Here is a 19,535-nt window from a genome sequence, read left to right as displayed (position 1 = left end):
CGCATCGCCGCCGCGTCGTCAGCACTCGATGACGTTGACCGCGAGCCCGCCGCGGGCCGTCTCCTTGTACTTGACCTTCATGTCTGCACCCGTCTCCTTCATGGTCTTGATGACCTTGTCCAGGGAGACGTGGTGGCGGCCGTCGCCCCGCAGGGCCATCCGGGCCGCGGTGACGGCCTTGACCGCCGCCATGCCGTTGCGCTCGATGCACGGGATCTGCACGAGGCCGCCGACCGGGTCGCAGGTCAGGCCCAGGTTGTGTTCCATGCCGATCTCGGCGGCGTTCTCCACCTGTTCGGGCGAGCCGCCGAGCACCTCCGCGAGGCCGCCCGCGGCCATGGAACAGGCGGCCCCGACCTCGCCCTGGCAGCCGACCTCGGCGCCCGAGATCGAGGCGTTCTCCTTGAACAGCAGGCCGATGGCGCCGGCAGCCAGCAGGAACCGGACCACGGCGTCGTCGTCGGCTCCGTGCACGAAGTTGACGTAGTAGTGCAGGACCGCCGGGATGATGCCGGCCGCGCCGTTCGTCGGAGCGGTGACGACCCGGCCGCCGGCCGCGTTCTCCTCGTTGACCGCCATGGCGTAGAGGGTCACCCACTCCAACGCCCGCCCGGCCGGGTCGCCCTCGGCCCGCAGCGCCTTGGCCACGGCGGTGGAACGGCGGCGGACCCTGAGCCCGCCCGGCAGGATCCCCTCACACGACAGGCCTCGTGCCACGCACTCCCGCATCACCCGCCAGATCTCCAGCAGCCCCGCGCGGATCTCCTCCTCGCTCCGCCAGGCCAGTTCGTTCTCCAGCATCAGCGCCGAGATCGACAGACCCGTCTCCCGGGTCAGACGCAGCAGCTCGTCGCCACTGCCGAACGGGTACTTCACGACCGTGTCGTCGACCTTGACCCGGTCCGCGCCCACGGCGTCCTCGTCCACGACGAAGCCGCCGCCCACCGAGTAGTAGGTGGCCTCCAGCAAGGACAGCCCTTCGGCGTCGTACGCGAACAGGGTCATGCCGTTGGCGTGGTAGGGCAGGGAACGGCGGCGGTGCAGGACCAACTGCCGCTCCGTGTCGAAACGGATCTCGTGGAGGTCGCCGAGCTCGCGGCCCAGCAGGCGCAGCCTTCCTGTCGCCCTGATCCGCTCGACCTCACCTTCGGCCACGCCGACGTCCACCGTGTGCGGCTCGTTGCCCTCCAGACCGAGCAGGACGGCCTTGGGGGTGCCGTGACCGTGGCCGGTGGCCCCCAGGGAGCCGAAGAGTTCGGCCCGCACAGACGCCGTCCGCCCCAGCAGATCCTCCTTCGCCAGCCTGCCGGCGAACATGCGGGCGGCCCGCATGGGACCGACAGTGTGGGAACTGGACGGGCCTATGCCGATGGAGAAGAGGTCGAAGACGGAGATGGCCACGAGCGGGCTCCCTTGTCTGCGCGCGGGTGCGGCCTGGAGGTGCGAGCGAGACCCCCTCGACCGTGGACACTTGGTTTCTGATGAGGCAACCAGCATCTCTATACGCAACAGACTTTCTTTTGTGCCCCTGGTTGTCAAGACACCTGCCAAGCCGCCGCCGACGCAGCGCCGTCGACGCGGGACGCGGGGCACTCCGGACGAGAGCGCTGCCCGGCCGGGCCGGGCCCCCCGGCGAGGCAGCGCTCACGGAACAGCCGGACGTCAGGTCGCTACAGGTCGCGGCACTGCCCGGATTTCGGACCTCTCACCCTGTTGGCCGATCCGTTGTTCACCGGTGGCTGAGCGTTTTCCCCGCACGTCAGCGGGCCGTTGATCGTGTTCCCTGCGATCACGTTCCACCCACGCGTCCGCGTCACCGTCACCGGGCCCGCGATCGCATTCTGAGCACAGCCCAGCACCGGGTTGCCGATCGTCACCGACGAGGTCCCGGACAACGTCACCGGGCCGGAGATCCGGCTGTCGCAGATCACCACCCCCGCCGCGCCGTCGGCCCGCACCGGACCGGCGATCACCGCACCGTCCACCTGGAGCGAGGCGCCGGCCCGCACCGACACCGGGCCCGACACCGTCGCTCCGTTCAGGCAGGTCGCACCCTCGGTCACCGTCAGGGGCCCGGAGTGCCGACCGGTGATTACCCGGTCGCAGTCGAGTCCGGCATACGTTTCGACCACGTCGAGCATCGCCGTCACCGGACCGTACTCGGTGGAGCCGTGGACCGTGAGCCGGCCGGCCGTGTCGGTGGCGCCGTCCGGTACCGGGTTCCATTCCACCGGGACCGGCTCGGTCGAACCGTCGGCCGTGGTCAGCACGCGGACCGAATCCGGCAGCACGACCTCGTCGCCGACCGGCGCGGACGCGTACACGGTGTCCTCCACCACGTGGGAGGCGCGACTCTTGGTGAAGATGTCGATCGACGCGTTCGGCTCCCAGGTGCGCGTCATGCCCGGTACGGCGGTGAACAGGGACTGCCATCTCGCCGGCTCCCACGCCAGCACGCCCAAGCCCCGGTTGTCCGGGATGTCGTTGGCGATCTGGAACACGCGCTGAAGGGCATCCGCCTGACCCTGAACGGTCCGCGGGTACGACGAGTTGGGCATCGGGGCCCCGCCGCCGCCCGACGCCGGGTACGAGGTCTCGGCGATCTCGATCCCGTACCCCGGGTGCGCCGCCGCCACCGCGTGGAGATTGCGCTCGTAGTGGTCCGGCGACCCGTGCCACTCCGGGTAGTACGAATGGGCGAGCACGTCCGGGTCGGCGCCCTTGGCGTTCACCCGGGTCAGGTACTGGTCCCAGAACTCGAGCGTCTTGGCGCCCCGATCCTTGCCGATGATGATGTGCGTCTCGACGTCGATGTCCTCCCCCCGGTCGGCCGACACATCGCGGACCGCGCGGATCCCCGCCGCGGACAGCGTCGTGAACCGGTCCCACGCCTCTTCGTAGAGCCGCTGCTCCTCCGGGTCGTCGGAGCCCCAGTACTTCCAGAGCAGGCCACCGCCGGGCCGCGACTGGTAGATCTCCGGCTGGTTCCGGAAGTACGCCGGATCGGTGGTGCCGATCAACGCGGCCTCACTTCCGTACAGGAAGCCGTTGACGATCTCGTTGCCGATCGCGACCTTGTCCGGCGTCGTGCCCTGCTCGATCAACTGCCCGACGTAGTCGTAGGTGTAGTCGTACACAGCCTGGGTCAGGTCGTCGAACTCCAGCCCGGCCCACGCCCGCGGCTTCGGCTGCTTGGCCGGGTCGGCCCACGAGTCCGCGTAGTGGAGGTCGATCCCCAGGCCCATGTCCCGTTCGGCCTTGATCCACTCGGAGACCTCGAGTGACCGCGCGGGGCCTTGGTACGGGACGGCCAGTACGTCGCCCGAGGATTCGCTGCGAGGCTCGTTGAAGACCCGCAGCCGGGCGTACTCGACGCCACGGTCCTGGAGCACGTCGAGCAGGTGGGGACCCGCACCTCGGTCCTCCTCGGTCGGACTCACCCAGTACTCGCGTCCTTCGGCGACGTCGTTGTCCACCCAGGAGGCGTCGGCGCCGAGGATCAGGTCACCGCGCAGATAGTTGTAGACGCTGAGTTCACTGATGCCCAGGGTTGCACCGGGCGAGGCTCCCGTGAACGTCACCCGTACGAATCTCGTCCCCGGCCGGGTGAAGAGGTCGACCGATCCGCGAGTGGGCTGGTGGTTGGCCGAGTGGTCGGCGATGACCTGCCAACTGTCGCCGTCCGCTGACGACTCGACCACGTACTGGTAGGCGGCCCCGGTGCCCGGAAAGACGACCTCGACCTTCCTGACGTTGTCGTAGGCGCCGCCCAGATCGAGGGTCAGCCACTGGTTCCCGGGCGTACCGTCCGCCATCCACGCGGTTTGGTCGTCCTGGTCGATCGCCAGGTCGGCGGTGGACGCTCCGCTGCTGACGTCGACGCTCGCCCAGTCTTTGGCACTGATGTCGCTCTCGATCGGCGAGATCTCGGCCTTGCCGTACTGCGCGGAGGCCGGGGCAGCCGGCCCGAATGCCGCTGCGCCGCAAGCCAGAATGACGGCGGTCGTGATGCCGAGTGCCGTGCGGACCGGGTGTCTTCGCATCATTGCTTACTCCTCCTGTCGGAGTGGCTCGCTTCTCCCCCAGGTGCCTGCGGGAGGGTGCATCGAAGGGCGCCGGACCGCCAGTCGTACCTGTCCGCACCCGGGCGGTTCGGTAACGCGGCGAGGCACGTAGCCGGTGGCGTCCCGCCAGGTGGTGCAGGGGATCAAGTCACCGGAATCCGCAGGTCGGAGACGGCGAGTCCGCCGGACCGTACGGTCACCCGGCGTCGGCGGGATGCTTCGCGGGCTGCGGCCACGAGGTGGATCGCCGCGGTCCTCGTACCGGAACCTGTGGGCCTTGATCCCTGCACCACCTCGTGGGACGCGACCCCGTAACCGGCGGCGCGAACCCCACAAGGCCCCGGCAGGGCGGGCTCGCCGCTCCGGCCCAGGCCCACCCGGCGCGTCACCCGCTCACGCAGCAGGGCGTTGACGTCGCCAAACTGGACTGGAGCACGCGGAGGGCCGAGTCCGGGGCCGAACTGGAGGGCGCAGGCCAGGGAAAAGGAGCGCACTTCCCACGGGCGCCGTCCGGTGTGCCCCGCATCGGGCCCGGAGCGGACCCGGGCGCCTCCCGCCGTTGACACTGTTGCCGGGCGGCGCACTCCGCCGCGCCGGGGCCTGGGCCGGGTTCTCCCGGCGGTGCGTTCTCGGTGGTTCGTGATCGCACTCTGTTCCTCCTCGTGTAGGCGTGTCCGCAGCCCGCCCGGGCGAGCGGATGAGCCCTGGACGGGAAGATGCGTCCATGACAAAGCAGCCCGTGACGGGATTTCGTGAGTACGTCCTCAGGGGGTGGATCCGCCGAGTTGCGAGACCGGCGCGTCGTCCTGCCCTGGCCTGACAGGTCCTGTCGCGCCGCGTGCGGCTCGCCGTCGTGGCGTCGGAGAGGCCGTTGAGGTTCTTTCGGTTCTGTTGACAATTGAGGACGGTACTCAGGCGCCCGCCGTACGGCAAGGCATCGGCCCGTCAGGCTCCAGAGTCCCGCCGCAGGGCGGGAGGCAGTCCTGATCCGGCAGTGGCCGCCCCTACTTGCAGGTTGAGGTCATTTGACGCGCCTGCGTGAACGGGTCACATGCGGGGACAGTCAATCGTGACCCGCAACCTGGAAACCACTTGATCAAACAGATTGCGACATTCAGTCGGCGCATAGGTCTTGCCGCCCCTGATGGCCCCTTCTAGCCTCAGTGGGAGCGCTCCCACTCGTCCCGAGCAAGACCTGTCCCTCGTGAACGGCAAAGGTGAATCGTTTCATCCATGGTGCCGGGCCCCTGCAAGCCCTTGCCCGCCCTCGTGAAGGAGCCGCACATGTCCGTCCGAAGTCTGCGAAGAACGCGCGGGCCGATCATGTTCTTGCTGGCGGCCTTGCTGGCCGCCGTCTCACTGGTCGCCCTGCCCGCGGCCGTCGCGAGCGCGGCCGTGATCGATACGTCCGCCTCCTACCAACTGATCTCACGCCACAGCGGCAAGGCCGTCGAAGTATCGGGGGGCTCCACCGCCGACGGAGCCGAAGTCGTCCAGCGGACCCCTGGAACCGCCGCCAACCAGCAGTTCCAGTTCGTCGATTCGGGCAGCGGGTACTACCGGATCAAGGCCCGGCACAGTGGCAAGGTGCTCGACGTGGAGGGTGGGTCCACGGCCAACGGCGCGAACCTGCTGCAGTGGACGGACAACAACGCCGTCCATCAGCAGTTCAGCGTGGTCGACATCGACAGCCAGTATGTGCAGCTGATCAACCGCAACAGCGGCAAGGCGCTGGACGTCTGGGAGCGGTCGACGGAAGACGGTGCCCGGATCTCCCAGTACGAGGACAACGACGGCTTCAACCAGCAGTGGCGGCTGGTGAAGACCGGCGGCGGCGCGGATCCCGATCCGCCGGCCGGTGAGGCCCTGCAGATGGAGGACCTGAACCGGGGTCTGGTCTCGGTGCGTTCGGGCTCGGGCAATCTGGTGTCCTGGCGGCTGTTGGGCACCGAGAGCTACGACACGGCGTTCCACGTGTACCGCAATGGCACGAAGGTGAACGGCTCACCGGTCACCGACTCCACCAACTACCTGGACAACGGCGCCCCTTCGGATGCCTCGTACACCGTGCGCGCGGTGGTGAACGGCACGGAGCAGCCGGCATCGGAGTCCTCGCTGCGTTTCACCGGAGGCAACCACCTCGACGTGCCGCTGTCTTCGCCCGGTTCGGGTTACACGCCGGTGGAGGCCAGCCCGGGTGACGTGGACGGCGACGGGCAGTACGAGCTGATCGTCAAGTGGGACCCGAGCAACGCGAAGGACAACTCGCAGTCCGGCGTGACCGGCAACGTCTACATCGACGCCTACCGGCTGAGCGGCCAGCGGTTGTGGCGCATCGATCTCGGTCGCAACATCCGGGCCGGGGCGCACTACACCCAGTTCCAGGTGTACGACTACGACGGTGACGGCCGGTCCGAGGTGGCCATGAAGACGGCGGACGCCACACGCGACGGCCAGGGCACGGTCATCGGCAACGCGGGCGCCGACCACCGCAACTCCAGCGGCTACATCCTGGCCGGGCCCGAGTACCTGACCATGTTCAACGGTCTGACCGGCGCCGCGATGTCCACCGTCACCTACGACCCGCCGCGCGGCAACGTCTCCTCCTGGGGCGACAACTACGGCAACCGCGCGGACCGCTTCCTGGCCGGCACCGCGTACCTGGACGGACAGCGCCCGTCCCTGATCATGGCCCGCGGCTACTACACCCGCGCGGTCATCGCCGCCTGGGACTTCCGCAACGGGCAGCTCGTCAAGCGCTGGACGTTCGACTCCAACGCCTCGGGCAACGGCGCCGCGCACGGCCAGGGCAACCACCAGCTGTCCATCGCCGACGTCGACGCCGACGGCCGCCAGGAGATCGTCTACGGCTCCGCGACCATCGACGACAACGGCCGCCTGATGTACGCCACGGGCTACGGCCACGGCGACGCCCTGCACGTCGGCGACTTCGTGCCCAACCGCGCCGGGCTGGAGGTCTTCTCCATCCACGAGTCGAGCAACCAGCCCGGCTCCGACCTGCACGACGCCCGCACCGGACAGGTCATCCACCGCACCCCCACCAGTGGCGCCGAGGGACCGGGCCGCGGCGTGGCCGGTGACATCCACGCCGGCAACGCGGGCGCCGAGTTCTGGGGCTCCGGCCCGAACATGAACAACCTGCGCAACGCCTCCGGCGGCAACGTCGGCCGCAACCCGTCCTCGGCGAACTTCCTCGCCTGGTGGGACGCCGACCCGGTGCGCGAACTGCTGAACGGCACCCAGATCGACAAGTACGGCACCGGCGGCGACACCCGGCTGCTCACCGGCAGCGGCGTGGCCTCCAGCAACGGCTCCAAGTCCACCCCGGTGCTCTCGGGCGACCTCTTCGGCGACTGGCGCGAGGAAGTCATCTGGCGCCACTCCGGCAACAACGCCCTGCGCATCTACGCCACGTCCACCCCCACGACCACCAAACTGCACACCCTGGCTCACGACGCCCAGTACCGCACCGCTCTGGCCTGGCAGAACACCGCCTACAACCAGCCGCCCCACCCCAGCTACTTCCTCGGCGCCGGCATGAGTCGCCCGCCGCAGCCCAACGTCTACGTGCGCTGACGGCGCCCCGTCGGCACCCGGGGCGGGAACCGCACCTCCGGGCGGGCCGGGACAAGCCCCCCGGTCGGCCCGGAGGTCTCCGGACCAACGGTGAACGTGAAGGTGAACAGGTGCGAGGACACACCACGCCTCTTCCATCGCACACCCGTTCCTACGGCAAGTGAGTTGGCGCGACGCCGCTGATGGAGCGTGGTGTCCTCAAGCGCTCGGTGGTCTGTGGGTGAAGGAGTCGATGCCCCGACGCGATCGAACACCGGGTCACCCCAAGCGGTGTGTACAAAAGGGCCCGGTCGGCCCTGTCGGGCACCCGGTGAACGGGGGAGGCTGGGACAAAAGACTTCGCAGAACCCTCCGTCGGCCGAACCATCGATCCGCAAGGGAACCCAGCATGTCCGTCCATTCGCAACAGGTGCCCGGTTCGCTCACAGACGATGAATTGAGGAGGCTGGACGCCCATTGGCGTGCCGCGAACTACCTGTCCGTCGGTCAGATCTACCTGATGTCCAATCCCCTGCTCACCGAACCGCTGCGCGCTGAGCACGTCAAACCGCGGCTGCTCGGTCACTGGGGCACGTCACCTGGCCTCAATCTCGTGTACACACACCTCAACCGGCTCATTCACTCCCGTGGGCTGGAAGCCCTCTGCATCTGGGGCCCCGGCCACGGGGGTCCCGCCGTGGTGGCCAACTCCTGGCTGGAAGGGTCGTACACGGAGACCTACCCGGACATCACTCGGGACGCCGCCGGGATGGCTCGGTTGTTCCGGCAGTTCTCGTTTCCCGGAGGCGTGCCCAGTCACGTGGCTCCGGAGACGCCCGGCTCCATCCATGAGGGCGGGGAACTGGGATACGCCCTCTCGCACGCCTACGGCGCCGCCTTCGACAACCCCGGCCTGCTGGTCACCTGTGTCATCGGTGACGGCGAGGCGGAGACCGGGCCGCTGGCCGCCTCCTGGCACTCCAACAAGTTCCTGGACCCGGTGCAGGACGGCGCCGTCCTGCCGATCCTGCACCTCAACGGCTACAAGATCGCCAATCCCACGGTGCTGTCCCGGCTTCCGGAATCCGAACTCGACGAACTCCTCAGGGGGTACGGCCACGAACCCCTCCACGTCACCGGCGACGAGCCGGCCGCCGTCCACCGCGCGATGGCCCAGGCCATGGACACCGCCGCCGACCGCATCGCCGGAATTCAGCGCGCCGCCCGCGAGGACGGGGAGACCGAGCGGCCCCGCTGGCCGATGATCGTGCTGCGCACCCCCAAGGGCTGGACCGGCCCCGCCGAGGTCGACGGCCTTCCCGTGGAAGGGACCTGGCGAGCCCACCAGGTCCCCCTGTCCGCCGTCCGGGACAACCCCGACCACCTGCGGCAGCTCGAGGAATGGCTGCGCTCCTACCGGCCGCAGGAGCTGTTCGACGAACACGGAGCGCCTCGCCCCGACGTCCTGGCGTGTGTCCCCGACGGCACCCGCAGGCTGGGGTCGACCCCGCACGCCAACGGCGGCCTGCTGGTGCGCGAACTCCCGCTGCCGCCGCTGGAGCGGTACGCCGTCCCGGTGGACAAGCCGGGCGCGACCCTGCACGAACCCACCCGCGTCCTCGGCGACCTGCTCGAGAACGTCATGCGCGACACCGCCGACCGACGCGACTTTCGCCTGGTCGGCCCCGACGAGACGGCTTCCAACCGCCTCCAGGCCGTCTACGGCGCCAGCGGCAAGGCATGGCAGGCCGGCACCCTCGAGGTGGACGAGCACCTGGACCGCCACGGCCGGGTGATGGAGATCCTGTCCGAACACACCTGTCAGGGCTGGCTGGAGGGCTACCTCCTCACCGGCCGGCACGGGCTGTTCTCCTGCTACGAGGCGTTCGTCCACATCGTCGACTCGATGGTCAACCAGCACATCAAGTGGCTGCGCGTGACCCGCCGGCTGCCCTGGCGCGCCCCCATCACCTCCCTCAACTACCTCCTCACCTCCCACGTGTGGCGTCAGGACCACAACGGCTTCTCCCACCAGGACCCCGGCTTCGTCGACCACATCCTCAACAAGAGCCCCGAAGCCGTCCGGGTCTACCTGCCGCCGGACGCCAACACCCTGCTCTCCGTCGCCGACCACGCCCTGCGCAGCAAGGACTACGTCAACGTCATCGTCGCCGGTAAACAGCCCTGCTTCGACTGGCTGACCATGGAACAGGCCGAGGCGCACTGCGCCCGCGGCGCCGGAATCTGGGACTGGGCCGGCACCGACAGCGGCAAGCGGGAACCGGACGTGGTGCTCGCGGCAGCCGGCGACGTCCCCACACAGGAGGTACTGGCCGCCGCACAGCTGCTGAGGAACCACCTGCCGGAGCTGGCCGTCCGGGTCGTGAACGTCGTCGACATCGCGCGACTGCTGCCGAGCGAGGAACACCCCCATGGAATGACCGACTTCGAGTACGACGGCCTGTTCACCCCCGACAAGCCGGTCGTCTTCGCCTACCACGGCTACCCCTGGCTGATCCACCGATTGGCCTACCGCCGCACCGGCCACCAGCACCTGCACGTGCGCGGCTACAAGGAGATGGGCACCACCACCACACCGTTCGACATGGTGGTCCGCAATGACCTGGACCGCTACCGGCTGGTCATGGACGTCATCGACCGTGTCCCCGGCCTCGCGGTGCGCGCGGCGGCCGTACGTCAGGAAATGGAGGACGCCCGGCTGCGCCACCACGCGTACATCCGCGAGCACGGCGTCGACCTGCCCGAGGTCGCCGACTGGACGTGGGACGGCTGACAGGAGCCCGAGCGGCCCGGACCGCGGACGCCGGATCCGCTGTCCGGGCCCTGCGAGCACCTGGGCTGGCTGTCCGTGTGACGCACGAGCACACCGGCAGTGCAGTACGGCCCGATGGCCCATGCGCAGGGGCCCGTGGGACCCCCTCGGTACGTCGGCCGGCACCGCTCCGCATGGCGAAGCCACCGCGCGGAAGCTGTCAGGCTCCCGCGCGGCGGCTTCCGGTACGGCCGTGTTCAGCCGTTGTACGCAGTGCGCATGAGCTCCTGCATGTCGTCGCGCATCGGCATGCGCGGTTGGCCGGCGCGCACCCTCCGTCGTCAGGGGCCGCCGTGCTCATGCGGGGGCTCGGGACGGGAGGGACACCGCGGGGGACCGGCGCCCCTCCCTGGCTCCACTCTCCGGCGGGTCCCGGCGCCGTGGCAGGCGCCGAAGGGTCCCTCTCGGGTCCGTCCGGCCCGGCTCGGCAGGGACCGTCGGCCCCGGTCCGATCGAGCCGCGGCACGGCAGTGCCCGCCGCTGCGGTCACCGGCTCCCGGTCCGGTGGGACGGGGCGGGTGACTCGCAGTCGTCGATGCGCAAGCCCGGGCCGTTCACCACGCCGACCACGCCGTCGAGGCGCCAGAGGGCGTGCACGGGCTCCGGCACCTGGCTGCGCACTTCGACCCGGCCGTCGAGGGTGACGACGCCTTCGCGGACGGAGACGCGGACAGCGTCGGACGGACGGTTCAGCGCGGTGACGACGACCTCCTCGGTCACCTGACGGCGGACGTCGTCGTCCTCGCGCGGGAAGACCCGCAGCAGGTCGCGACGGGTGGCGATGCCGATGAGGCGGTCGGCCTCGTCGACCACGGGCAGCCGCTCGACGCCGCGGCGCTCCACGAGCCGGGCGGCGTCCGGCACGGTCTGCTCGGGGTGCACGGTGATGGCGGGGCTACGGTTCATCTGCTGTCGCTCCCCTCGGTCTCCTCCAGCGCCGCCCGGCCTGCCTCCAGTCGCGCCACCGGCACCCGGAACGGCGAGCAGGAGACGTAGTCCAGTCCGGCGGTGTGGAAGAAGTGCACCGAGTCGGGATCGCCGCCGTGCTCACCGCACACCCCGATCGTGAGGTCCGGGCGTGTGGCGCGGCCCTCGGCGACGGCGATGCCCACCAGTCGGCCGACCCCCTCGCGGTCGAGCGTCTCGAAGGGGGACGCGGAGAAGACGCCCTTGTCCAGGTAGGCGGAGCTGGTCTTGCCACCCCGGCTGGTGAGGACCGCCTGTGCGGCGATCATGCCGGGCAGGTCGTCCGGGGTGGTCTCCTGGCGGACGAGGACGACCTTCTCGCCGGCCGCGGCGCGGCGTACGGCCTGGGCGGAGTCGAAGACCACGGCCCCGACCGCCGCGCCGGGAGAGGCCGGGACACCGTGGGCCAGCGCGGTACCGGTCGCGGAGGCGTCGAACCGCGGGAACATCAGCCGGGCCAGGCCCTCGCCGCTCACCCGGGCCAGGGCCTCGTCCGGCGTGATGAGCCCCTCGTCGGTTCCGGGACGACACGCGCGTTCCCGGTGGCGTCGCGGACGACTGGCTGCGGCGTTTGTGAAAGGAGGCGGACACCATGGCGCAGAGGGTGCTCGTCGCCCACGGGTCGACCAACGGATCGATGGAGAAGATCGCCGAGACCGTGACGGACCTGGACCGCTATGAGGCCGTGGTGGTCGGCGGCGTATGGAAGAGGCGTACGACGTCTTCGCACCGGCCCCGACACCGGCGCGCTGAAGGTCGTGCGGGGCGGACCACGGTGTGAGGTCGTCGAGGCCGGCGCACCCTGAACGCGGCAGTGCTCCACCCTGCCTTCCACCTCCTGTCGGCAGGCATCGCGGCGGTCCTGGTCTTCTCCGCTGCGCGAGCGCTGACGCACACAAGGAGATGAGTGGAAGAACGTTCGGGTAAGGACGGACGGCGCGGCCCGCGGCGTCCGGGGACCGGCATGCCGGACGGCCGGCACAGGGCCGGTCGGCCCTGTCGGTGGCCAGTGGACCCCGTGACAGCGAGGCGGTGCCCGGGGTGGGCTGGAGAGGAGAACCAAGAAAGTCCGAGTGGAGGAGGCACGATGAGTGCTCTGGTGGTCGTGGGTGTGGACGGGTCGGCGTCGAGTCTCGCCGCGGTGGAGGCGGCGGCCCGGGAGGCGCGGGCGCGTGGGGCGGAGCTCAGGGTGGTGCACGCGTTCGTCTGGCCGGCGACGCATGTGCCCTTGAGTCCCTCGCCGTTGGGTCCGCCCGACGGCGGGCTTCGGAAGATGGCCGACCGTCTGGTGACCGAAGCGGTCGAGCGTGCGCGGGCGACGGCACCGGAGGTCGACGTGAACGGCGCCGTGGTGGCGGGTGATTCCCTGACGGTCCTGGAGGCCCAGTCGCGCGCGGCAGAGCTGGTGGTGGTGGGCTCCCGGGGCATGGGCGGCTTCGTCGGGCTGCTGGTGGGGTCGACGGCGGTGCACCTGGCGGCGCACGGCCGGTGTCCGGTGCTGGTGGCCCGGGAGGAGCCGAGTGCGGACGATCCGGTGGTGCTGGGTGTCGACGGCTCGGCCGCGGGGGAGCGGGCGGTGGAGTTCGCCTTCGCCGAGGCCGAGCTGCGGAAGGCGCCGTTGGTTGCGCTGCACGCCTGGACCACGTGGAACGCGCCGATGCCCGCGCCGCAGGATGCGTCGGCTCCGTACGCGAACCCGCCGGGCGCCCTCGCCGGGCAGGAGGAGCGCCTGCTGTCCGAGGCGCTGGCCGGCCACCGGGCACGGTATCCGAGAGTGGTGGTGGAGCAGAAAGTGGTGCGCGGCCGAACCCGGGAGGCGTTGATCGACGCCAGCCGGTCCGCGCAGTTGGTCGTGGTCGGTGCCCGAGGGCGCGGCGGCTTCGCCGGGTTGCTGCTCGGCTCGGTCAGCCAGGCCCTCCTCCACCACGCCCACTGCCCGGTGGCGGTGGTGCGGGCGGCGGGCGCGCGGGACTGACCGCACCAGGTGCGGGGCCCTGCCCGTCCCGGGACGCGGGCGGGTCGCGTGCCGGGTGGGGTGAGGACAGCCGCGGATGCGCGGGGCGTCACCTCATGGCCGGTGCGGCGCCGAGAGGCGGCCACGCGCCGAGGCGTCGGTGACGGCGAGGGGGGCGCCACGGGCGGCGAAACGGTGGCTCGGGCCCGCGGCGGACCACACCGCCGCGGGCCTTCGACGTGTCGCTCTGCCTGCCGGTGGCCCTCGTGCTTCCCGTGCCACGGGTGGACCTGCTCATGGGGTGCCTCGTGCCCGGTGCCCGGATCGCCCGCAGACACTCGGCAGGGCCGAACGGCCCTCGGTACGGCCCTGTGGCCCCTGGGCACAACGAGCGGCTGAGCCGAGGCTGGGAGACGAGAAGCCGCACATCGGCGGCGCTCGGGAACAGGAGAACCCAGTGACTCATCCGGTGATCGCAGGGGTGGACGGCTCCGCCTCCAGTCTTGAGGCGGTCGAAGTCGCGGCCCGTGAGGCGCAGCTGCGTGGCGCCCCATTGCGGATCGTGCACGCGTTCGGACACCGGCCGGCCGGCAGTCCGCCCTGGAGCCCGGCCGACCACGGTCTGGAGCCGATGACCCACGGAGTGCTGGCCCGCGCCGAGGAACTGGCCCACACGGCAGCGCCGGATGTGGCCGTCACCCGGTCGGTGGTGGCCGGGGAGGCAACCGAGGTACTGGAGATCGAGTCGCGGTCGGCGTCGCTGGCCGTGACCGGCAGCCGGGGCCTGAGCGGCTTCTCGGGACTACTGCTGGGATCGACGGCGGTCCACCTGGCCGCACACGGCCACTGCCCTCTGATGGTGGTACGAGGCCGCCCCGACCCGGCCGGTCCGGTGGTGCTGGCCGTGGACGGCTCCGAAGCCGGCGCGGGCGCGGTGGAGTTCGCCTTCACCGAGGCGGCCCTGCGCAAGGCGCCGCTGGTGGCCGTGCACGTCTGGAACACCTGGAGCGAGCACGCCTACAAGGGTCCCGGCGACCCCCTGAACGCCATGGTGGCGGACGCCGACCGGCTCCGTGAGGCCGAACAGCAGCTGCTGGACGAGGCGGTCAGCGCCTGGCAGGGGAAGTTCCCCCAGGTGTCGGTGGAGCGACGCCTGGTGCGCTCCCGTGTCCGTCAGGCCCTCATCGATGCCGGCCGAGGTGCTCAACTGGTGGTCGTCGGTGCCCGGGGGCGCGGCGGTTTCACCGGGCTCTTGCTCGGTTCGGTCAGCCAGGCCCTGCTGCACCACGCCCACTGTCCCGTCGCCGTCGTCCGCGGGGAGGAGTGACCGTGTCTCAGCGGACCAGGCTGGACGATCCCACTCCGCCGGCACGGGCGCCCCTGCGGCCGGACGCCCACCGACGCGACGCCACTGACGTGGCGGACTCGCTCGCGGTGGTCCCGGCCATGGGTCTGACCACGGTGGACGCCGAGCGGAGGGCCACCGAGTGGGGAGCCAACGAGCTGGCGGAACCGGCCCGCAGGCCGCAGTGGCTGCGCCTGCTGGACCAGTTCCGCAGCTGGCTGATCGGCATCCTGCTCGCCGCAGCCGTCGTCGCCGGGATCATCGGCGAGGTCAAGGACGCACTCGTCATCACCGTCGTCCTGCTCATCAACGCCACCATCGGCTACCTGCAGGAACGGCGGGCCGAGCGCAGCCTGGAAGCGCTGCGCCAGATGCTGGTCCCCACCGCGCGTGTACGGCGCGACGGGCAGGTGAGGACGATCCCGGCCGGCGCCCTCGTGCCCGGCGACATCGTCCTCCTGGAAGCCGGAGACCGTATCCCGGCCGACGGGCGGCTGGCCGTCGCCGAATCGGTCGAGGCCGCCGAGGCGGCGCTGACCGGTGAGTCCCGTCCCGTCGCGAAGACGACCGCGCCCGCAGCGGCTGACGGCGGCGAGCCCGTCCCCGTCGCCGAGCGCACCGGCATGCTCTTCATGAACACCGCGCTGACCCGCGGTCGCGCCGAGATGATCGTCACGGCCACCGGCATGCGCACGGAGGTCGGCGCGATCGCCGAGGCACTGCGCACCGGCGCGGAACCGCCCAGCCCGCTCCAGGTCCAGATGGACAGCCTGGGCCGGCGCCTGGCCGCGATCAGCGGCGTCGCCGTGGCCGCCTACGCCCTCGTGGGCCTCCTGCGCGGCGAGGAGCCGGCCGACCTCGCGCTGCGGGCGGTGGCCCTGGCCGTCGCGGCGATCCCCGAAGGGCTGCCCGCCGTTCTCGCGCTCACCCTGGCACTGGGCGTCTACCGCATGGCCCGCCGCGGAGCCATCGTCAAGCGACTGGCCTCCGTGGAGGCGCTCGGCTCGGCGACCGTGGTGTGCAGCGACAAGACCGGCACACTCACCATGAACGAGATGACCGTCCGCGCCCTGTGGGCGGCCGGACGCGACCACGAGGTGACCGGCGAGGGTTACGACACCACCGGCACGGTGCTCTCCGCCGACACCACCGGCGTGGACGTGCGCGACGCGGTGCTGCCGTTCGCGCTGTGCAACGACGCCCGCCGCACCGCGGACGGTGTCACCGGCGACCCCACCGAGGCCGCCCTGATCGTGCTTGCCGCCAAGGCCGGCCTCGACGCCGAACCGCGCGGGCACGTGCCGCGTACGGGGGAGGTGCCCTTCGATCCGGCCGCCAAGTACATGGCCACCTTCCACCGTGACGCCGACGGCCGGACCGTCGTCCACGCCAAGGGAGCCGTCGACGTCCTGCTGGACCGCTGCACCCACGTCCTGACCGAGCGGGGACCGGCACTCCTCGACGTCGAGCGCCGCCGGGAAGTCACCGACGCCGCCCGGCGGATGGGCGGCCAGGGCCTGCGCGTCCTGGGCGCCGCGACCGCGACCGCCGACCGGGGCCACCCGGAGGAGGTGCGAGGGCTGACCCTGACCGCCGTCGCCGGGATCGCCGACCCGCCCCGCCCCGAGGCCCGCGACGCGGTCGCCCTGGCCCGGGAGGCCGGTGTCAGCGTCAAAATGATCACCGGGGACCATGCCGACACCGCGACCGCCATCGCCCGCGAACTCGGCATCACCGGCGAGGTTGTCTCCGGCACCGAACTGGCCCGGATGACCGACGACGAACTGGCGGACCGGATCGAGGGCGTCGGTGTATTCGCCCGTGTCGCCCCCGAACACAAGGTGACCCTCGTCCGTGCGCTTGCCCGACGCGGCCACATCGTGGCCATGACCGGGGACGGAGTCAACGACGCCGCTGCCCTGCGCGCCGCCCACATCGGCGTCGCGATGGGCGTCACCGGCACCGACGTGGCCAAAGAGGCCGCCGACATCGTGCTCACCGACGACGACTTCTCCACCATCGTCCGTGCGGTCCGTGAGGGTCGCTCCATCTACGACAACATCGTCACCTTCGTCCGCTTCCAGCTGTCCACCAACGTCGGCGCCATCCTCACCCTGCTCGCCACCGTACTGGCCGGGATGCCCGCCCCCATGTCCGCGATCCAGCTGCTCTGGGTCAACATCATCATGGACGGGCCGCCCGCCATGGCCCTGGCCGTCGACCCACCGGGGGGCAACGTGATGCGGCGTCCGCCCCGCCCACCCGGCGAACGCATCCTGAACGCCCGCCGCTTGGCCGCCGTCATCCGTTCCGGCGCGGTCATGGCCGTCGGCACCCTGGCGGTGTTCGCGGGGGCCCGTCACCTCACCGACACCGCGACCGCCGCCACCATGGGCTTCACCACGTTCGTCCTCTTCCAGCTCTGCAACGCCCTGGCCGCGCGCAGCGAGGACGGCCCCGTCCTCGGACGCCACCAGCTGCACAACCGCACCCTGTGGATCTGCCTGACCGCCGTCCTCACCCTCCAGGTCGTCGCCGTACAGGCGCCGGTCGCCCAAGGAGTCTTCGACACCGTCGCCCTCAGCCCGGCGCAGTGGGCGATCTGCCTCGCCACCGCCTTCACCGTGCTGCTGACCGAGCACGGCTGGCGGGCCGCACACGCACGACACGGACGGCGCGCAGCACCGCCATCGACCCCGTGAGACCCCGGCACCCACGAGGTCCGAGAAGGGGCCCACGGGCCATGCGGCCGGCCCGTCGGGGTTCGGCTTCCGTTCGACCGTGAGTGAGGGCGTCCCGCCCATCGGCGAGCAGATGACGGCCATGCCCAGGTGGTTCTCCACCTCGGAGCCGGCCGGCCGATGGGGCCGGTCGGGCCCCGTCCGGGCCCATCGGCCCCTGGCTTCGAAAACCGCTGAACGACAAGGTCGTAGCACTTGTCCGACACAGGAGGTGGGCTTCATGCCCGGTATGATCATCGTGGGACTCGATGGCTCGCTGGAGAGCCGGGCCGCCGCGGACTGGGCCGCCCGTGAGGCAGCGCTGCGCGGGCTGGCCGTGAAGCTGGTTCACGTGTGGCAACCCGTACCCGCACGCATGGCGCAGGCGCCGCTCCTCGGCGCGGAGACCCACCGGCACTGGACCGAGCGGATCCCGCGTGAGACCGCCGAGGGCCTGCGGCTGCGCCACCCGGATGTCGAAGTGGGCATCGAGCAGCTGACCGGTTCGCGGACCGACGCCCTCGTGGAGGCGGCCCGCGACGCGGAACTGCTGGTCCTCGGCTCCCGCGCGCTGAGCGGCCTCGGAGGCTTCCTGGTGGGGTCCATAGGGCAGAGCGTGGTCGCCCGTACCGAGACGGCCGTGGTCCTCGTGCGTGCCGGGGAGCAGGCCGTGGACGAACATGTCAGGGACTCCGCCGGCATCCCGTCCGCCGCCACCGCGTTCCGGCCCGTCGTTCTGGGCTTGGACACCGACAGCCCCGCCGAGAGCGTGCTCGACTTCGCCTTCGAGGAGGCCGGGTGCCGTCGGGCCCCGCTGACCGTCGTACACGGCTGGGGCCTGTCGCCCTACGCCGTCTACACCATGGGTGCGGGTTTCGAGTCGCACGAGGAGTTCGCCCGGGCGGAGGCCACCGCGCTCACCGAGGTGCTGCTGCCCTGGCGGCAGAAGTACCCGGACGTCGAGGTCGCCGAGGTCTCCCGCCCCGGCAACGCCGCGAACCTCCTCGTCGACTCCTCCCGCGACGCCTCCCTCGTCGTCATCGGCAGGCGCCGTCGCCGCAATCCGCTGGGCGTGCACATCGGGTCCGTGGCTCACGCGGTCATGCATCACGCAGCCGCCCCCGTCGGCGTCGTCGCGCACGGCTGACCAGCCCAGCGGACAGAAGGACGACGTGACCCGAAGGCGCGTTCACGGCACCCCAGCCGGAACGCGCGCTCAGGCGTCGTAGATGTGGAAGCCCCGGCCGCTCTTGCGGCCGAGGTGGCCCGCGGCGACCATGCGGCGCAGGAGGGACGGCGGTGCGTACAGCGGCTCCTTGAACTCCTCGTACATCGACTCGGCCACGGCCTGGGCGGTGTCGAGGCCGATGAGGTCGAGCAGCCGCAACGGCCCCATGGGGTGGGCACATCCGAGTTCCATGCCCCGGTCGATGTCCTCCGGCTGTGCGGAGCCCGACTCCACCATCCGTACCGCGCTGAGCAGGTAGGGCACGAGGAGGGCGTTGACGACGAAGCCGGAGCGGTCGGGCGCCTGGATGGCCCGTCTGCCCAACTGCTCGGCGAAGCCGCGGGTGCGCAGCACGGTGTCCGCGCTGGTGGTGAGGGCGGGAATGACCTCCACCAACTGCTGCACGGGCACGGGGTTGAAGAAGTGCATGCCGATGACCTGTGCGGGCCGCTCGGTGACGACGGCGAGATCGACGATGGGGATCGAGGAGGTGTTGGTGGCCAGGACCGCCGCGGGGTCTTCGACCGCCTTGTCCAGGGTCCGCAGGACGTCGGTCTTGATGTCGCGGTTCTCGGCGACCGCCTCGACGACGAACTGGCGGTCGGCCAAGTCGCTGAGGTCGTGGGTGAAGGAAAGCCTGGCGAGGGCCTGGTCCCGCTGCTCCTCGCTGAGCTTGCCACGCCGCAGGCCTCGGTCCAGTGAGGCGGTGAGCCGGCGGCGGCCTGCCTCCAGCGCGTCCGGCGTGGCCTCGGCGACTCGGACGTCGATGCCGCTGCGGGCCGCGACTTCGGCGATGCCGGAGCCCATGAGGCCGCATCCGACCACGCCGAGACGAGTAACGGGATCCAT

11 protein-coding genes and 1 pseudogene are annotated in these 19,535 nt (G+C 71.1%); 7 read left to right on the top strand and 5 right to left on the bottom strand.

Going from position 1 to position 19,535, the window contains the following annotated elements; all coding sequences use genetic code 11:
• Nucleotides 1–18: 18 nt before the first annotated feature.
• Both QNO09_RS27380 and QNO09_RS27375 read right to left on the bottom strand, forming a co-directional pair.
• Nucleotides 19–1,401 (bottom strand): L-serine ammonia-lyase, encoded by a 1,383-nt coding sequence (locus tag QNO09_RS27380; protein WP_283972923.1) that lies wholly within the window; start codon nucleotides 1,399–1,401, stop codon nucleotides 19–21.
• Between the two features lie 269 nt (nucleotides 1,402–1,670).
• Nucleotides 1,671–4,046 (bottom strand): glycosyl hydrolase 53 family protein, encoded by a 2,376-nt coding sequence (locus QNO09_RS27375; RefSeq protein ID WP_283972922.1) that lies wholly within the window; start codon nucleotides 4,044–4,046, stop codon nucleotides 1,671–1,673.
• Between the two features lie 1,302 nt (nucleotides 4,047–5,348).
• Between QNO09_RS27375 and QNO09_RS27370 the strand changes: the two genes are divergently transcribed.
• Together QNO09_RS27370 and QNO09_RS27365 are read left to right on the top strand one after the other, a co-directional pair.
• Nucleotides 5,349–7,661 (top strand): rhamnogalacturonan lyase family protein, encoded by a 2,313-nt coding sequence (locus tag QNO09_RS27370; RefSeq protein WP_283972921.1) that lies wholly within the window; start codon nucleotides 5,349–5,351, stop codon nucleotides 7,659–7,661.
• A 388-nt stretch (nucleotides 7,662–8,049) separates the two neighbouring features.
• Complete coding sequence (locus tag QNO09_RS27365) at nucleotides 8,050–10,434, top strand: phosphoketolase family protein (RefSeq protein ID WP_283972920.1); 2,385 nt, start codon at nucleotides 8,050–8,052, stop codon at nucleotides 10,432–10,434.
• Nucleotides 10,435–10,959: 525 nt separating this feature from the next.
• Here the strand turns inward: QNO09_RS27365 and QNO09_RS27360 are convergent.
• The gene (locus QNO09_RS27360) at nucleotides 10,960–11,379 is read right to left on the bottom strand and encodes a CBS domain-containing protein (RefSeq protein ID WP_349636989.1); all 420 of its coding nucleotides are present in this window, start codon (nucleotides 11,377–11,379) and stop codon (nucleotides 10,960–10,962) included.
• Nucleotides 11,376–11,954 (bottom strand): annotated as a pseudogene (locus QNO09_RS27355) (putative PEP-binding protein); the annotation flags it as partial. The gene QNO09_RS27360 and the pseudogene QNO09_RS27355, both read right to left, overlap by 4 nt.
• 77 nt (nucleotides 11,955–12,031) lie before the next feature.
• Here QNO09_RS27355 and QNO09_RS27350 point away from each other — a divergent pair.
• The 5 genes from QNO09_RS27350 (at nucleotide 12,032) to QNO09_RS27330 (ending at nucleotide 18,605) form a co-directional block, all read left to right on the top strand.
• Entirely contained in the window at nucleotides 12,032–12,220 is a 189-nt protein-coding gene (locus QNO09_RS27350) for a hypothetical protein (protein ID WP_283972976.1), read from the top strand.
• A gap of 306 nt (nucleotides 12,221–12,526) precedes the next feature.
• Nucleotides 12,527–13,414 (top strand): universal stress protein, encoded by an 888-nt coding sequence (locus QNO09_RS27345; RefSeq protein ID WP_283972919.1) that lies wholly within the window; start codon nucleotides 12,527–12,529, stop codon nucleotides 13,412–13,414.
• 436 nt (nucleotides 13,415–13,850) lie between these two features.
• A complete protein-coding gene (locus QNO09_RS27340; protein WP_283972918.1) occupies nucleotides 13,851–14,720 on the top strand; it encodes a universal stress protein in 870 nt (289 codons plus the stop codon).
• 2 nt (nucleotides 14,721–14,722) lie between these two features.
• Nucleotides 14,723–17,440 carry a cation-translocating P-type ATPase gene (locus tag QNO09_RS27335; RefSeq protein ID WP_283972917.1) on the top strand — a complete coding sequence of 906 codons (2,718 nt, stop codon included), beginning with the start codon at nucleotides 14,723–14,725 and terminating at the stop codon, nucleotides 17,438–17,440.
• A 259-nt stretch (nucleotides 17,441–17,699) separates the two neighbouring features.
• A complete protein-coding gene (locus tag QNO09_RS27330) occupies nucleotides 17,700–18,605 on the top strand; it encodes a universal stress protein (RefSeq protein WP_283972916.1) in 906 nt (301 codons plus the stop codon).
• Between the two features lie 69 nt (nucleotides 18,606–18,674).
• On the opposite strand, the gene QNO09_RS27325 is transcribed toward QNO09_RS27330, so the two are convergent.
• Nucleotides 18,675–19,535: a 3-hydroxybutyryl-CoA dehydrogenase gene (locus tag QNO09_RS27325; RefSeq protein ID WP_283972915.1), complete on the bottom strand. Its 861-nt coding sequence runs from the start codon at nucleotides 19,533–19,535 to the stop codon at nucleotides 18,675–18,677.

Source organism: Streptomyces sp. 378, from assembly GCF_030124145.1.
In the GTDB taxonomy this organism is placed as follows: Bacteria; Actinomycetota; Actinomycetes; order Streptomycetales; family Streptomycetaceae; genus Streptomyces.
This window is presented reverse-complemented; position numbering and strand designations above follow the sequence as displayed.

Excerpts from the sequence above, each read along its gene's own strand:
- QNO09_RS27375 (WP_283972922.1), bottom strand. The coding sequence starts at position 4,046 with ATGATGCGAAGACACCCGGTCCGCACGGCACTCGGCATCACGACCGCC.
- QNO09_RS27370 (WP_283972921.1), top strand. The coding sequence starts at position 5,349 with ATGTCCGTCCGAAGTCTGCGAAGAACGCGCGGGCCGATCATGTTCTTG.
- QNO09_RS27365 (WP_283972920.1), top strand. The coding sequence starts at position 8,050 with ATGTCCGTCCATTCGCAACAGGTGCCCGGTTCGCTCACAGACGATGAA.
- QNO09_RS27360 (WP_349636989.1), bottom strand. The coding sequence starts at position 11,379 with ATGAACCGTAGCCCCGCCATCACCGTGCACCCCGAGCAGACCGTGCCG.
- QNO09_RS27350 (WP_283972976.1), top strand. The coding sequence starts at position 12,032 with ATGGCGCAGAGGGTGCTCGTCGCCCACGGGTCGACCAACGGATCGATG.
- QNO09_RS27345 (WP_283972919.1), top strand. The coding sequence starts at position 12,527 with ATGAGTGCTCTGGTGGTCGTGGGTGTGGACGGGTCGGCGTCGAGTCTC.
- QNO09_RS27330 (WP_283972916.1), top strand. The coding sequence starts at position 17,700 with ATGCCCGGTATGATCATCGTGGGACTCGATGGCTCGCTGGAGAGCCGG.
- QNO09_RS27325 (WP_283972915.1), bottom strand. The coding sequence starts at position 19,535 with ATGGATCCCGTTACTCGTCTCGGCGTGGTCGGATGCGGCCTCATGGGC.